The organism is Sphingomonas zeicaulis (assembly GCF_050433225.1).
Classification (GTDB): domain Bacteria; phylum Pseudomonadota; class Alphaproteobacteria; order Sphingomonadales; family Sphingomonadaceae; genus Sphingomonas_D; species Sphingomonas_D zeicaulis.
In genome coordinates, this window is record NZ_JBNPXQ010000010.1 from 55,040 (window position 1) to 69,646 (window position 14,607).

The following is a 14,607-nucleotide window of genomic DNA, read 5'->3' on the forward strand; positions in this document are numbered from 1 at the left end:
GAGTGGAGGTGTTGAAGCACCACTGAGGGAGGCGTCCGTGTTGCATGCTATCACAATCGGGCTGGATATCGCCAAGACCGTTTTCCACGCGCATGGCGCTGACGAGCGCTGCGGCATGGTGTTTAGCCGCAAGCTGAGCCGGGCGAAGCTTCTCAACTTCTTCGCGAAGCAATCGGCGAGCCTGGTCGCGAGGGAGGCGTGCAGCGGCGCGCATCACCGGGCGCGTGAGCTGCGGGCGATGTGGTATGAGGTGCGGCTTATCCCGCCGGCCTACGTCAAGCCGTTCGTGAAGCGGCATAAGAACGATGCGGTAGATGCGGAGGCGATCTGCGAGGCGGGGCAGCGACCGGGCATGCAGTTCGTAGCGGTCAAGAGCGAGGAGCAGCAGGCGGCCGGCATGGTGGTCCGCACCCGCGATCTCGTCGTCCGGCAGCGCACGCAACTGGTCAACGCATTGCGTGGCCACCTCGCCGAGTTCGGCTGGGTCGCACCGCGCGGCTTGGCGCAGGTCACAATGCTCGCCGACCTTCTCGACGAGGAGGAGATGGAATCGTCGCTGCCCGAGGCGGCGCTGGCCATGCTGCGCGTCATGGCCGACATGCTCGCAGAGCTTCGACGACCGTATCGCCAACCTCGACAAGGAGATCGCCAAGCGGGCCCGCGAGAACGAGGTAGTGCGCCGGCTGATGACCATCCACGGCATCGGCCCGATCGCTGCCACCGCGATCGTCGCGCTCGCGCCGCCGCTCGAGACCTTTACCAAGGGTCGCGATTTCGCCGCCTGGCTCGGGCTCGCGCCGCTCCAGCACTCGACGGGAGGCAAGCAGAAGCTTGGCCGGATCTCGAAGATGGGAGAACGAACCATCCGGCGGTTGCTCATCATCGGCGGCAGCTCGGTCGTCAGGCAGGCGACCGTGCGCGGCGCGCCGGCAGGATCATGGCTTGAGCGGATGCTGGCGCGCAAACCGCGCATGCTCGTCTCGGTGGCGCTGGCCAACAAGATGGCGCGCATCGCTTGGGCGGTCATGACCAGAAAAGAGGATTACAGAGCTCCGGCAGCGGTCGCGGCGTAAGCCGGGACAGCGGCCAGAGGCGTCGGGGACGTAGGCGGTCGAAGGAGGGTATGGCACATTGGTCGGCGAGACGGGGCCGGAAGAACCAGGGAATGGCGGAGCGCTAGCGAAGCGCGGAAAGCTGATGTGGTTCCGGTCCGCGAACTCCCATACAGGCCCGCAGCTATCGCGCTGCTCGTCCAGGGCGGACAGATGACAGCATCCGACTACGTGCCGATCTACCCCGATTTGTACTTGCATCCAAAGCGGCGCCCCAGACGACAATAGAATGATGGGTTCAGAGCGTCGGTGCCGGATGAGCCGGAACGTTCACTCTTAAGAGTGTAAGTTGATTTAGCGGACGTTCCTTACGCCGAACCCGTACCCCGGCATCGCGCCCCTAGCCGGGCGGGTGGTATTCGGTCGCGGGCCGGCATTTTCATCTATTGCAAACGATCCGTTGAAGATCAATCAACTGATTTGCCGCTTATTGTAAAGCGTTATTCCGCCCATCTTCAGGGTGCGCACCAACATCGATCGCGTGATGAACGGTGAACGCCGCCATGCAGCGCGCCCGTCGCGCAAACACTGAGGAAGGAATATTTGATGACTGAGCTGACTGGAAAACGCGCCCTGGTGACCGGAGGGTCACGCGGAATTGGTGCGGCCATTGCGGTTGCTCTCGCGGAAAAAGGCGCGGACGTCGCCATCACCTACGCGCATTCCGCCGATCGTGCGGCAAAGGTGGTGGAAACGATAAAGAGCAAGGGCCGTGCCGCCGTTGCAATTCAGGGCGATAGCGCAGATCCGAGTGCCATTGCGCGCTCGGTGGACGAGGCGGTTAAAGCCCTTGGGGGTCTTGATATCCTTGTCAACAACGCCGCGATCGCGACCTACAAGGACGTTGCGGACTTCACGGTCGACGAGATCGACGCGCTCTTTGCCGTCAATGCGCGCTCTCCGATCCTGGCATCTCAGGCGGCCATGCCTCACCTCACAGCCGGGGGGCGCATTATCACGATCGGGTCCGCCGGCGCCGAGCGGATTGTCGGGCCATCGACGGTCTACTCGATGACGAAATCCGCCCTCCAATCGTTTACGCGAGGTTTGGCGCGCGAACTGGGTCCTCGCGATATCACCGTCAATCTGGTGCAGCCTGGTTCAACGAATACAGAAATGAACCCGGCCGAAGGCGAGTTCGGTGACTTCCAGCGGGCGTTGATCCCACTGGGGCGGTATGGCGAGCCTGAGGACGTGGCAGCTGCGGTCGCCTTCCTCGCATCGGGTGCCGCCCGCCAGATCACGGGCACCATCATCACGGTTGATGGAGGTACGCTTACCTAAAACCTGGCCCAGTACAGGGAGGGGCTGTGATCGTCCTATCGCGCAACGTGGGCGGGATTCCCGGCGCTCGCAGCCACCTCGGTCAAGATCTTCCGTGATTCGCCCAGAGGCTGATGCCAAGGTATGATCAGGTGTACTCTAAAAGCTGCGGGCTGACATAACCCGCGGATGATAGCTATTGGGCACCTCGCTCCGTTCCAGCAGCGTCCGACCTTCCGGCGCCTGTTGGCAAGAGGCAATCGAGGGGCCCGTCGTTTCTTTCGAAACAATCGTCAGGTCGATGGATTGCGCAGGCTTATTTGAGGCTTCCAGCGAACCGTGCGCTGATGCGCTCTCGCCGAAAGTGTTCCGTATAGAAGTCGATGAACGCTCTGGTTTTGAGCGGTTGTAAGGCGCGACCTGAGTAGTAGAGGGATATTGATCCCGCATCGGCATACCATTTCGGCAGGATGCGTATCAGCGTGCCGCTCTCCAAATGCGGAAGGGCGTCGGGCATAGCGACCATTGCGATGCCAAGCCCCGCAAGGGCCGCTTGGATCATCGGGGCGGAATCGCTCATAACGACAGTCTCTTTCAACAGCGCGCGCTCCTCATCACCCTGAGCATTCCGCATCATCCATTCCCGGATGCGACCGGATGTCGAGAAGCGCATGAGGATCCCATCGTATTCGGCGAGATCGGCCGGGCTCGTCGGTAGAACTTTTCTGCCGAAATAGCTTGGCGCACAGACGGCGACGACGTGAACAGGCGCTAGCGCCTTGGCAACAATCCCGGGATTTAGATCAAAGCCTCCGCCGATCGCGACGTCGAAGCCTTCCGCAATTAAGTCGACTTGGCGGCTATCGAAATGCCAATCCGGCCGGATGCCCGGATAGCTGCTGAGAAATTCTGGCAGCGCGGGAATGACGTAACCCATGGCGAAGGAAAGGCTCATGCTCACTTTCAGGACGCCGACCGGCTCGCCCTTAATCTGCGAGGCTCCGTCGATTGCGCTCTGAAGATCGGCAAGGCTGTCACCAATGCTCTGCAAGAAGGCTTCACCTTCTTCCGTCAGGGCCAACTTGCGTGTCGAGCGATGGAACAGCCGCACGCCCAGATTTCGTTCAAGCATGCCAACGTTGCGGCTGACTGCCGCCGGCGTGAGGGAGAGCCGGCGAGCCGCGCGCGAGAAGCTATTTGCCTCCGCGCTACGGACAAACGCTTCCAGGTTCGCGAGTGTCTCCATGGGATCCAATCTTCAAGCAAGATTTGAAACTCAAACAATTCATCTGCGAATTTTGATATGGCTATTCACGGTCCGTTTTCCGGTCGACGGACACACGTTGTTGAAGGACCGGCTCATAACGATTGGTGTTATCGCGCAGGCGACATCGGCTGTGCGTTCGCGAAGGCGTTGGGCGAGGAAGGCATTGAGGCTGCCATCGCGGACAGCCGCGGACCTGACAGCATTGCGGAGTTCGTCGCCACGTTCGGAGGGTCACTTGCGAGTCCTCGGTTGGAGGTGAGATCGGTGGCGTGATCTTCCGGCGGCTTGCCGAAGAGGCTGGCGCGCTTCCATCAGCGGTGGTCTGGTCGGTACGGAAGCGAGCCCGACGGTGCCCGTTCTTATTGCGATCGCAGAGGCGGTTGGACGGGGGGACGTACCGACAGCATTGCCGCAGCCCGCATACATGGGCGGACAATCCGGGATTGCCCAGCGGTCCAGGATCGGAACGATCGGCGTGATCCGCGAACTCCCGAACCGTCGCAATGAAGCGCTCGATCATAGGTATGATGACGCGCGTTGCGTCAGAGAGCGCCCAAGAGCGGGCGTCAGCCGACAACGCCGATTTCGGCGGCGAGACGACGCAGCTGCCGCTCGAATTCCTCGGGGGGGTGCGCGCCGGAGATCAAGTGTCGGTCGTTGACGATCACCGCCGGAACGCTTTTGATGCCGCGACTACGCCAAAGCTCCTCCTCGGCATGGACCTCTTCGACGTATCGATCGGATTCAAGGACCGCACGCGCCGCTGATCCGTCCAGACCTACCTCTTCGGCTGCCGCCACGAGAGCATCATGGTCACCGGGATCGACCTGATCGGTATGATACAGCGCCAGGAGGCGGCGTTTCATGTCCAGTTGCCGCCCCTCATCCTTCGCCCAGGTGAGCAGCCGATGTGCGTCGAACGTGTTGTAGACTCGGCTCTCGTCAGCAGTGTTCATGGTGACGCCGACGCCGGCGGCACGTTCCCGGATCATCTCGCGGCTGGAACGGATCTGGTCGTGCGGCATGCCGAACTTCCTGCTGATGTGCTCCAAGGCGTTCTGCCCGCCCGCCGGCATGTCCGGGCTCAGCTCATAGGGATGGAACGTGATATCGGCGTCGATCTGGCCCTCCAAGGCCGCGAGCGCCTGCTCCAAGCCTCCTAGCCCGATCGCGCACCAGGGGCAGGCGATATCCGAAACGAAGTCGATCTTGAGCTTGGTGGTCACGGCGAAGGTCTCCTGCTGGCTGCGTGATAAGGCGAATTCGCCGTCGGCCCGAAAGGCCCGACGACACGACCCTTCCTTGGTTTTCAGCGATTGAAGTTAACTAGATCGGGTTGGGCCAGATGCTGGCGATGACCCGTTTCGGCGGCCTGTGTGATCGCCTCGAGCACCCGGTGCCGATCGAGTGCGACTGCGAAGTCCGGCGCATCTGCGGTTCCGTCGCAGAGGTCGGCGGCGAGCTGGGCGTAGAGGCGGGCAACACCCGCCGCGGGCGCTTCGAGTTGCAGGTCGGGGGCCGCATATGCGGGTGGGACCTGTAGCTGCTGGACAGGCTCGTTGCCGCGGCGCAACGTTATGGTCATGTCGCCGAAGTGGATGTAGCCCGACGCCGTCTCGACCCGCAGACTGCCGTCGGTGCCCTGGATTTCCCACACCAAGCCGGCGGACTGCCCGGCGCTGTAGTGCAACGACGTGACGATCCCGCCTTTGAGAACGCCGGCGACGATGATCTCGTCCGGCGCGTCCTTCGAGAGGGACGTGCCATCCGAGAGGCGGGTGCCGCCGCCGCGCTGATTGGCGACGATGGCGGACAAGCCCTCGAATGTGCCGAGGACGTGCGCAAGCGGCTGGAGCGCGTGGCCGAGCATGATGCTTTGAAGCGTGGCGCCATTCTCCGCGCGAGCCATATATTCGAACCGCGGATCATATCGGCCGACCCACATATCGTCGTTCAGATGCGCTCGGATGCTTGTGCTGAGCGGCTTGCCGATCACGCCCTGCCTGACCAGGTCGTGAAGGTAGCGGATCGGCGGGTGCAGGCTGCCTTGCAAGCCGATGACCGTGCGCACCTGCCGTTCGCGAGCAAGCCCCTCCAGCGCTTCGGCCTCCGACAGGTTTCGCGCGAGCGGCCATTCGCAGTAGACCATCTTGCCCGCGGCGAGCGCGTCGGAAACGATCTGCTTGTGATCCGGCACCTTGACCGCAATCACCACGAGGTCGACCTCCGGCCGCAGGACCAGCGCCTGATGTGTGTCAAAGGCGAGGTCGGCGTCCAGTCGACTAGCGGTCGCTTTCGCGCTCTCTATACGCGTCGTGCTGACGGCGCGGATCTGGAACGCATCGAGCGCCTGCAGCGCCGGGACGTGCGCAATTCCGCACCAGCCGCGATCGGCACTGGCACCGACGATTCCAACGCCGATCCGGGTGTTTGCTGAATTGGCCATGTAGGCGTGCTCCTGTGTGGTGCAGCCCGGGCAATGCTCGCCGTGCCGCTTCACGATGGGTTCGTTCACGGACGAATGCTTGGGCTGATAGCTAATGACCAAGGCTTGCCGGTCGCGCTGCGGATGCGGGGGTTGAGCCCACGTGACCCAAGCGCAGGGAGTTAAACTTGAGCCCAATGGGCCTCGAGCTCGCGCGCGACATCGGCCGGACGCTCTATCATCGGCCAATGCGAGGCGCGCAGCTTCACGACGGCGCGTGCGTGGGTGGCATTGCCGAGCTCGTCGGCGAAGCGGTGCGGCAAAAACGGATCATCCAGGCCCCAGATTACCAGAGCTGGCGCGGTGGTGTTGCTTAACCCCGGCTTCCACTCCGCGCCGACATCGATGGCGGAACGATAAAGGGCGAGGATGCTTGCCCGCATGGTGGCATCCATATGCCGAACCGCTTCATCCGCCGCATCTTTCGGCATCTGCGCATCGACGAGGTTCGCCGCAAATTCCTCGAGGTCGAGGTCCTGCATCCATTGCTCGCCCTCGCCCGGCTTCTGCCAGATCTTGGCGAGATAGTGCCACGGATATTCCGGGTCGATCGGTCCGCTAATGCCGGTCCAGGTCCGCACCAGATCCGGTCGGATCGACGTAAGACGGCCTGTCAGCAGGCATCCCCAGTCATGACCAACGAGATCTACGGGTTCGCCGATCTCAGCGATCCGGTTGATCAGCCATTCGAGATACTCCTCCTTTGTTGACCTGAAGCCCGAAGGCAACGGATTGCCAAAGCCGGGGAGATCGACCGAAATAATGTCGTTGCGCTCAAGATGAGAGCGGACAGTGTCCCAGAGCCGGTGGGTGTCGGGCACGCCGTGGACGAGGACTGCAGGCATGTCGCGATCTCCTGATGATTGTTGTCAGGAGAATAGGGAGGTGGAGGCGTTGCGGAAGCCGGCGTTGGAGAAACTCGGTGTTGCCGTTCGCGGAACCCTTGCCGTCGTGCGCACTATGCTAACAATCGCAATATCGATTACATATCTTGCTCTGCTTCCCGGTTCAGCAGCCAGCCGGGGTATTCTTTTGGAAGACGACTAGCCGCGCCTAGGAGGCGCATGTCGTCCGGATCGAGTTCGACCTCCGCTGCCTGTAGATTCTCGTGCAACTGCTCGACGCGCTTTGCGCCTATGATGACGGTGGATACCACGGGCTGTTTCAGCAGCCATGCTATAGCGACCTGCGCGGGCCGGCGGCCATGCTTGACCGCGACTTCCTTCAACACGCCGATCAGCGGTTCTCCACGGACGCGATCGATAGGTGGGAAGTCGAGTGTAATCTGCCGCGCCGCGTCAAGATTGTCGCCATCGGCGTATTTGCCGCTGAGATAGCCACCGGCAAGCGGGCTCCAGACCATCATGCCAACCTGTTCGGCAGTCAGCAGCGGAACGATCTCGCGCTCCACGTCCCGGCCCACGAGCGTGTAATAGGCCTGGAGCGAGGTGATCGGCGCGAGGTTACGCGCCCGGGCGATGCCGATCGCCTTCATTATCTGCCAGGCAGCCCAGTTCGAAAGACCGATGTATCGAACGTCACCGGCACGCACGAGCGTATCGAGCGCCTCCAGCGTCTCCTCGATCGGCGTGACGGGATCGAAGGCGTGAACCTGGTAGAGATCGATATGGTCGAGCGCTAACCGGCGCAGGCTGGCATGGCACTCGCTGAGGATGTGACGGCGCGACGCGCCGCCCTGGTTCGGCCCTTCGCCCATAGACGAGGCCACCTTCGTGGCCACGATCACGTGATCCCGGGCGACACCGATGTTCCTGAGCGAGCGGCCGAGAATCTCTTCGCTCCGGCCGTGTGCGTAGACATTCGCCGTGTCGAACAGGTTCACGCCCGCGTCGAGCGCAGCGCCGACCAGCGCATCGGCATCCTGCTGTTCCAATTTGCCGACCTGTCCCCACAGGCCGTCCGTGCCGCCGAAGGTCATCGCGCCAAAGCAAAGTTCGGACACGAACAATCCACTGCTGCCAAGTTTGCGCAAGCGCATGACATGTCTCCCTGATCAGATCGTCTGCCGCTCACCCGATTGCGCCGCACGCTCGATGGCGGCGACGAGGCGGCTGTTATGGAGCGCGCGGTCGAAGCCGGGCGTGTGGTAGGTGCGTGCCACCAGATCGCGCGCCAGCGAGGCATAGACCTCGCCGACATTGATTGCCGCGCCGGCCCAGAAGTCGGCCGCTGTAGGTCCGACGCCGGTCGCGATGGGCGCGTCGGGAGCGGCAAAATCGACGGAGGACGTTAAGCGGAGATCGCCGACCTGCACGCCGGCGAGGTGATCGCCGGTCAGCGTCAGGCGTCCGTCCGTGCCGCGGATGTCGAAGCGGAACCGCGCTTCGCCTGCGGGCACGCCGGCCAGCACCTGGACCGTTACCGGGGTGCCGTTCGCCGTCGCGGCGATCAGGTCCAGATGATCCGGGATCTCGCGAGTGGAAGTTTCGCCGGTGTCGACCACCTCGATCTGCGGCCAGTGCAATGCGGTGCGCGCATCCACCTGGGTGATGTCGCCGAGCACGGCTTCGATTACGTCGAGGACGTGGCCGACGGTGATCGTCATGAAGCTGGCGCCGGACGCGGCCTTGTTGAAATAGTCGTAGTTGCTCGTCACTTGCGGCCCATAGCCGAACGTCGTGGCATCGACGCGCGCCGACAACAGGCGGCCGAGCTTGCCTGAAGCGACCAGTTCGGCCGCGCGGCGGACGGCGGGATTGTGCCGGCCTTGCAAACCGATCGCGGTGTGAAGAGATTTGCCCGCTGCCGCCATCGCTTCAGTTTCGGCGAGCGTCGCTCCCAGGGGAGACTCCGCGTAGACTGCCTTGCCCGCGGCCAGCGCGGCCATCGCCAGATCATGGTGCGCCGACACCTTCACGGCGATGGTGACGACGTCGATCCCTTCGTCCGCGATGAGCTTAAAAGGGTCGGCATACCAGCGTTCGGCGCCGAACGCCTCGGCTGCCGCCTTGGCGCTCTCCTCGCGCCGTGTGGCAACGCCGGCGAGGACCAGCGAGGGTTGCGCTGCGAGGGCGGGAATATGGGACGCGCTTGCCCAGCTTGCCTGTGTGTCCGCGCCGATAATGCCGACACGAAACTTACGGTCCGTCATGATGATGATGCTCCAGCCTTGGCGCATGAAGTCGCGCCGTTGCCGGACAATTAGGTCACGGGATTGATCAATCTAAATCGATATTCATTATGCATCGTCATCCACCGCATGGATGGCCGCCCCGCTTGCGTTCAATCAATAATATTGCTCTCGAAGATCCGCACAGACCTGCTCCGATCTCTGCCAAACCTGGGGAAAAGCACCAGACAGGCAGGTGCGAAACCAACGCTGAGCAGGATGTTGGTCGTTCCGGCGGTGCCAGTTGAGGACGAAGGGTAGCGGGTTCAGGCGCAGCGGGAATTCGCTGACATTGAGCTGCTCCGCGCAGCCCGACCGTTGTACGACACTCTCAAGAACCGTCGCCACCATGTCGGAGGCGGCGACCAGCGCGGGTGCGCTCGCCATGTGCTGTATGGTCAGCGCCACCCGACGCTTCAAACCCTTGCTGGCGAGCGCTGCGTCGGCCACGTCAAGCCCTTCGTTCTCCGGCGAGACGAGGATGTGCGGGAGCGACAGGAAACGTTCGATGTCGGGCGCCTGGTTCACGGCGGGATGGTCCCTCCGCAGGATGCAGACGAACCGTTCCTGAAACAGGCGGGCGGACAGAATGCGCCCCCCATCGACGGGCGGCAGGCCGACCGCCACGTCAACCTCGCCGGCATCGAGCATCCGCGTTGCCTCGTCCCGCGTGGCGTAGTCGCGGACACGCAGGTCGATAAGCGGCGCGCGGGCCGCGAGAATCTGCAACAGCGGCGGCAACACGACGCTCTCGGCGTGGCCCGACAAGCCGAGCGAGAAAGTCATCGACGCCGCGCTCGGCTCGAACGCCTGCGTGAAGACCAGCGTATGCTGGATATCGCGTAACGCGCGCGAAATCGGTTCCGCCAGTTCGAGAGCACGCGGCGTAGGTTGCAGGCCTTTGGGTCCCCGGACGAACAGTTCGTCCCGGAGCAGGTCGCGCAGGCGGCCCAACGCCGCACTCATCGCCGGCTGGGTGCGGCCAATTTGCAGGCCGGCGCGGGTGACGTTTCGTTCGGCGATCAACGCGTCGAATGCCACCAGCAAGTTGAGGTCGAAGCCATGCAAATCCATTATGCGACTCTATCTTCGCTGAAGCTTACTTCGGCAAGCGACTGCTGCACTGCTCGTGGTATTCTCCCTAGCGCAAACCATGGTGCACCTGATCGAGACCGGGCAGATCGATTATGTGGTGCAGACCGCGATGTCGGAGGAGTCGCCGGACCGCAACGCGCTGAAGATCAGCACCGGCTGCAACCGGCGGCCAGCGCCTGTGCGAACGACCGGACTGCGAGGACGGCCGACGAATTCCAGGGCACGACGCCTCCCGCTACTCCTATCGGTTGTCGGAGCACGATCGAGATGCTTCCCGGCCGTGGCTGCAGGGCGCGCCCGGCCTCGGTACGAGCCATTGCCGCCCAGTAGCGCAGCTTGCTTGGCGAACCGTCGGCTTCGAGCGCTGCCTCGCTCCGGATCTTGCCGTTCTCGAGCGAGGATGGCGATCAGCCGCTCGCGACGGCGTTCCATCGCGTCCGCCATCTGGTCGAGCACTCGGGCGCGCAACTCGGCATCATGCGCCCATGGCGTCCGTCGGAACGCCGTCGCGGCGGCGTCGACCGCATCGCGTGTGGCGGTAGCTCCGTCGTCGGCATAGCTGCCGATCGGCTCGCAGGTCGCCGGGTTGATCGATGGGGAGAGCGCCATCGGCGCGGCGAAGGCGCCGTTGATCCAGTTTCGGGCCGGAAAGTTCGTCATCGCATCGTCCTTTGCGAAGGGGTGCGGGCCTGCCGATCCGTGGCACGCGCGTCCTGGCCCGTGTCTGGAAGGAGACGGCCTGCGGCAGTTTCGGCTGCCGCGAGGCCGCGGGGGATCAGGTCAGGAAGGGCGGCGCATTCTCACCGCGCATGCGATAGTTCGGCCGCGGGCGCTCGAGCCTGATCGACTCCAGCACCGTGTAGGCGTGATATTTAGTCTGGGTGGTCACCCCGGCCAGCCGTTCCAACCACAACTTCCCGTTGCTGCTGCGCTTCTCGAGCACATACTTCGTGGCGTAATTCGCCATCGAGTTGATCCAATTCTCTGTTCCGACGAATACTTTGTCCCAGCCCGCACCGTCGAGGATACCGATGAGCGCGTCGGAGCGGGAGAAGCGGTCGACCGCGGCCTGCGCGCCGTCGAGGACGTCGGCGAAATATTCGATGGAGGCCTTCACTGTCTCGGGTGTGCCGTAAGACATGTGGTGACCGGCGACCAGAAAGTCGAAGTCGAACTCCGTCAATTGCTGTTGCGCCTGATACCAGCCCATGATGTTCTGCGATGCATCGCAATGCATGAAGGTGGCGCTGCCGGGGCTGATGATGTCGATGACGGTCAGCACTCGATGGGCCGGTGCATAGATGAAGATGTTGCCGGGGCAGTGGTTCTCGCCCTTGTACGACAAATCCAGAGTCACGCCGCCGACGTTCAACGTGTATTCCTTGTCGAACGTCAGGGTCGGGATCGGGCGGTTCGGGTCGGGAAAGCGTTCGAGCAATTCCTTTGTGATGGCGTGCGCGACGATCTCCACGCCGGAGCCGAACACCGATGCGGCGCCGATATGGTCGGTATGCCAATGGCTGTAGATGACGTGCGTCACCGCCTTGTCGGTGACGTCCTCGATCGCCGCCAGCATGTTTTCGCCGATCGTCGGCGGCGCGTCGATCGCGATCACGCCCTCGTTCGTCACGACGAAGGCCGCGTCGTACCCGCCGCTGGTAACCCAGTAGAAGCCGTCGCGAAGCTCCTCGACATGGTAGCCGAGAGTCCGAAATTTCTCGCTGCTGAAATAGGGTGGATAGTAGTGCGGCGGATCGGCCGGATGATCGCTGGCTTCGGGGAAGCCGTAATTGTCGATCGCGAAGAATGCCGGCGTATCGTTCGCGATGATGTGCTTTTGATGACTGTTGCACATGGCTTTGCTTCCTTTCTTCTGTGTGGTTCAGGCGTGCGCGGGACCGAACCGCAGCACCGCCTTGATGACGCGGCCGGCGGCTACGTCGTCGAATGCCCGGTTGATGTCCGCGAATTCGTAGAAGGTGATGAGCCGATCGAACGGGAAGCGACCGGTGCGGTAGAGGCCGATCAACTCGGGGATCATCAGCGCGGAAATTGCGTCGCCCTGGATGATGCCCTGCAGCGTCTGCCCGATGGTCAGGCGCGATGCGTCGACGAACGCGCCCGAATGCGCGTTGAAGGCGATGAAGCCGAAATGGCCCATCGGCGCCAGCGCGCCGATCCCGGCATCGAGGTTGGCGGCCCGCCCGCTGGTATCGAGAACGAATTCGACCCCGCGTAGCGTGATCGCGCGGATCGCGGCGGTAACGTCCGGCCCGTCGGCGGCGTTCACGACGTGCGTCGCCCCGAGTTCTCGTGCAAGCTCTAGCCGTTCGGCATTCACGTCGATCGCGATGACCGTTGCGGCATCCGCGACCCTCGCCGCCATGATGGCGGCAAGGCCGACCGCGCCGACGCCGAAGACCGCGACGCTCGCGCCCACCGGCACCTTCATCGCCTTCAGGATCGCGCCCGCGCCCGTCTGAAAGCCGCAGCCTAGCGGCCCAAGTATCTCCAGTGGGACATCATCCGGCACTTTGACGGTGTTGCGCTGGTGAGCCAGCGCATAGGTCGAAAAGGACGATTGGCCGAAGAAATGCGCGTGGAGGTCATCGGCGCCGTGTCGCTCGACGCCGATGGTGCCGTCCAGCCGCGCCCCCGCGAAATTCGCCTCCCAGACCTTCTCGCAATAGGCTGCATGCGAGGACAGGCACGGCTTGCACTGGCCGCAGGAATGATAGGACAGCACGACATGGTCGCCCGGCCTTAGATGGGTGACCGATGCGCCGGTCCGCATCACCACGCCGGCGCCTTCGTGACCGAGAATGGCGGGCAATGGCAACGGCATCAATTGTTGGCGGACATGCGAGTCGGTGGCGCAGATGCCGGTCGCGACCATGCGAATTAGAACTTCGTCGGCTCGCGGCGCTTCTAGAGCGATGTCCTGCATGATGAACGGTCCATCCTTGTGCTCGACCACTGCCGCGCGGGCAGGGGTGATCGTGGCTTGTTGGTGCGCGGCACTGGCGAATGCTGGCTGATTCATTGGTTCCTCCATGAGGTCGTATGCGGTCTTCCGCTGCGTCGCCGGCTGGTTTACCCCTCGTCTGCTGTTGCAATAGCCGCCAAGGCAGGAACCTGGAGTTGCGTATGCCGGAACCCGCGCCGGTCGATCTGCTCGATGTCATCGCGTTTGTCCGCGTGGTGGAGACGGGAAGCATTGCGAATGCAGCGGCGCGCCTCGGCGTCGCCAAATCGATCGTCAGCCGCCGTGTGAGCCGCCTGGAGGGGGTGCTCGGTGCCCGATTGCTGACGCGCACACCGCGCGGCACGACGCTGACCGATATCGGCCGCGAATATCACGAGCGCGCCGCCGCCGGCCTTTCCGAGCTGGAGTCGGCGCGCGAGGTTGTTACCAAGTCGACCAGCGAGATCTTCGGGCAGCTTCGCATCCAGGTGCCCGCCGCCTTCGGCGAGTTCCTGCTGGCGCCGCTGCTCGCCGAGTTCGCGGCGCGCTATCCGCGCATCGAGTTCGATGTCCGGTTCACCGACCGCCAGGTGGACATGATCGCGGAGGCCTATGATCTGGCGATCTGGCCGGGTGCCGTGCCGGACTCGATCCTCATCACCCGCAAACTGGCCAAGGTGCGATGGGCGATGGTGGCGAGCCCGGCCTATCTCGATGCGCGGGGACGTCCCGCCCGGCCGGCGGACCTGGCCGACCACGATACCATCCTGTATGCGCTGGATCCCGGCCGCTGGCGACTACAGGGACCAGACGGCTGGGAGCCAGTGCGGATAAACTCGCGCTTCTGCACCGACAGCGGGCGGATGCTGCTGGCCGCGGCGCGCGCGGGTCTAGGCGTCGTGCTCGTGCCCAAGTTCATGGTTGAAGAGCCGCTGGCACGCGGCGAGTTCGAGGTGGTGCTGCCAGACTTCCCGCACGAGGGGGGCGACCTGCAGATTTTCATGCCGCCGGCACGCGCCGGTATCGCACGGGTGCGGGCACTCGTCGACTTTCTCTACGAGAGGTTCGACCGCGAAATCTGAGGCACATGTCAGACCCGTCCGAACGCTGCCAAGATCAAGATCACACCCCCGATCGCCAGCGCCGCGATGATCGCTCCGATCGCCGGAGCGACGCGGCTGTGTCCATCCCGAACCGGCGGCAGGCGCTACTTCCTTGCTTGCCGCACCGGCACCTGTTTCGGTCCGTAGCTCGGCCAGGCGCCGCCGTACGCGCAACAAGAAGAGCACC

At 63.5% G+C, this 14,607-nt stretch carries 12 protein-coding genes and 1 pseudogene; 3 read left to right on the forward strand and 10 right to left on the reverse strand.

The window, feature by feature from the left end; translation table 11 throughout:
• Nucleotides 1-37 precede the first annotated feature (37 nt).
• Nucleotides 38-1,073 (forward strand): annotated as a pseudogene (locus tag FHS96_RS25295) (IS110 family RNA-guided transposase).
• Between the two features lie 585 nt (nt 1,074-1,658).
• Entirely contained in the window at nt 1,659-2,396 is a 738-nt protein-coding gene (locus tag FHS96_RS25300; protein WP_429598483.1) for an SDR family NAD(P)-dependent oxidoreductase, read from the forward strand.
• A gap of 295 nt (nt 2,397-2,691) precedes the next feature.
• Here FHS96_RS25300 and FHS96_RS25305 read toward each other — a convergent pair whose 3' ends face one another.
• From FHS96_RS25305 to FHS96_RS25350, 10 genes are all read right to left on the reverse strand, one after another.
• On the reverse strand, nt 2,692-3,621 hold the full coding sequence (locus tag FHS96_RS25305; RefSeq protein ID WP_429598485.1) for a LysR family transcriptional regulator: 930 nt from the start codon (nt 3,619-3,621) through the stop codon (nt 2,692-2,694).
• A 587-nt stretch (nt 3,622-4,208) separates the two neighbouring features.
• Nucleotides 4,209-4,868 (reverse strand): DsbA family oxidoreductase, encoded by a 660-nt coding sequence (locus FHS96_RS25310; RefSeq protein WP_429598487.1) that lies wholly within the window; start codon nt 4,866-4,868, stop codon nt 4,209-4,211.
• A gap of 83 nt (nt 4,869-4,951) precedes the next feature.
• On the reverse strand, nt 4,952-6,157 hold the full coding sequence (locus FHS96_RS25315) for a Gfo/Idh/MocA family protein (protein ID WP_429598489.1): 1,206 nt from the start codon (nt 6,155-6,157) through the stop codon (nt 4,952-4,954).
• A 92-nt stretch (nt 6,158-6,249) separates the two neighbouring features.
• Entirely contained in the window at nt 6,250-6,972 is a 723-nt protein-coding gene (locus tag FHS96_RS25320; RefSeq protein ID WP_429598491.1) for an alpha/beta fold hydrolase, read from the reverse strand.
• A gap of 137 nt (nt 6,973-7,109) precedes the next feature.
• Nucleotides 7,110-8,126, reverse strand: coding sequence for an aldo/keto reductase (locus FHS96_RS25325; RefSeq protein WP_429598493.1), 1,017 nt, complete (start codon nt 8,124-8,126; stop codon nt 7,110-7,112).
• A 15-nt stretch (nt 8,127-8,141) separates the two neighbouring features.
• Nucleotides 8,142-9,266 (reverse strand): Gfo/Idh/MocA family protein, encoded by a 1,125-nt coding sequence (locus FHS96_RS25330; RefSeq protein WP_429598495.1) that lies wholly within the window; start codon nt 9,264-9,266, stop codon nt 8,142-8,144.
• 108 nt (nt 9,267-9,374) lie between these two features.
• Nucleotides 9,375-10,331, reverse strand: a complete 957-nt coding sequence (locus FHS96_RS25335) for a LysR family transcriptional regulator (RefSeq protein WP_429598497.1) — start codon at nt 10,329-10,331, stop codon at nt 9,375-9,377.
• 111 nt (nt 10,332-10,442) lie between these two features.
• On the reverse strand, nt 10,443-11,012 hold the full coding sequence (locus FHS96_RS25340; protein WP_429598499.1) for an aldehyde dehydrogenase family protein: 570 nt from the start codon (nt 11,010-11,012) through the stop codon (nt 10,443-10,445).
• Between the two features lie 115 nt (nt 11,013-11,127).
• On the reverse strand, nt 11,128-12,207 hold the full coding sequence (locus FHS96_RS25345; RefSeq protein ID WP_429598501.1) for an MBL fold metallo-hydrolase: 1,080 nt from the start codon (nt 12,205-12,207) through the stop codon (nt 11,128-11,130).
• A 27-nt stretch (nt 12,208-12,234) separates the two neighbouring features.
• Nucleotides 12,235-13,395 carry an NAD(P)-dependent alcohol dehydrogenase gene (locus tag FHS96_RS25350; protein ID WP_429598503.1) on the reverse strand — a complete coding sequence of 387 codons (1,161 nt, stop codon included), beginning with the start codon at nt 13,393-13,395 and terminating at the stop codon, nt 12,235-12,237.
• 20 nt (nt 13,396-13,415) lie between these two features.
• Between FHS96_RS25350 and FHS96_RS25355 the strand changes: the two genes are divergently transcribed.
• Nucleotides 13,416-14,399 (forward strand): LysR family transcriptional regulator, encoded by a 984-nt coding sequence (locus FHS96_RS25355; RefSeq protein ID WP_429598505.1) that lies wholly within the window; start codon nt 13,416-13,418, stop codon nt 14,397-14,399.
• Nucleotides 14,400-14,607: the final 208 nt, after the last annotated feature.

What these genes read in the sequence shown, in the direction of transcription:
- FHS96_RS25350 (WP_429598503.1), bottom strand. Translation starts at nt 13,395, where the DNA reads ATGAATCAGCCAGCATTCGCCAGTGCCGCGCACCAACAAGCCACGATC.
- FHS96_RS25320 (WP_429598491.1), bottom strand. Translation starts at nt 6,972, where the DNA reads ATGCCTGCAGTCCTCGTCCACGGCGTGCCCGACACCCACCGGCTCTGG.
- FHS96_RS25330 (WP_429598495.1), bottom strand. Translation starts at nt 9,266, where the DNA reads ATGCGCCAAGGCTGGAGCATCATCATCATGACGGACCGTAAGTTTCGT.
- FHS96_RS25335 (WP_429598497.1), bottom strand. Translation starts at nt 10,331, where the DNA reads ATGGATTTGCATGGCTTCGACCTCAACTTGCTGGTGGCATTCGACGCG.
- FHS96_RS25345 (WP_429598501.1), bottom strand. Translation starts at nt 12,207, where the DNA reads ATGTGCAACAGTCATCAAAAGCACATCATCGCGAACGATACGCCGGCA.
- FHS96_RS25355 (WP_429598505.1), top strand. Translation starts at nt 13,416, where the DNA reads ATGCGGTCTTCCGCTGCGTCGCCGGCTGGTTTACCCCTCGTCTGCTGT.
- FHS96_RS25300 (WP_429598483.1), top strand. Translation starts at nt 1,659, where the DNA reads ATGACTGAGCTGACTGGAAAACGCGCCCTGGTGACCGGAGGGTCACGC.
- FHS96_RS25340 (WP_429598499.1), bottom strand. Translation starts at nt 11,012, where the DNA reads ATGACGAACTTTCCGGCCCGAAACTGGATCAACGGCGCCTTCGCCGCG.
- FHS96_RS25305 (WP_429598485.1), bottom strand. Translation starts at nt 3,621, where the DNA reads ATGGAGACACTCGCGAACCTGGAAGCGTTTGTCCGTAGCGCGGAGGCA.
- FHS96_RS25325 (WP_429598493.1), bottom strand. Translation starts at nt 8,126, where the DNA reads ATGCGCTTGCGCAAACTTGGCAGCAGTGGATTGTTCGTGTCCGAACTT.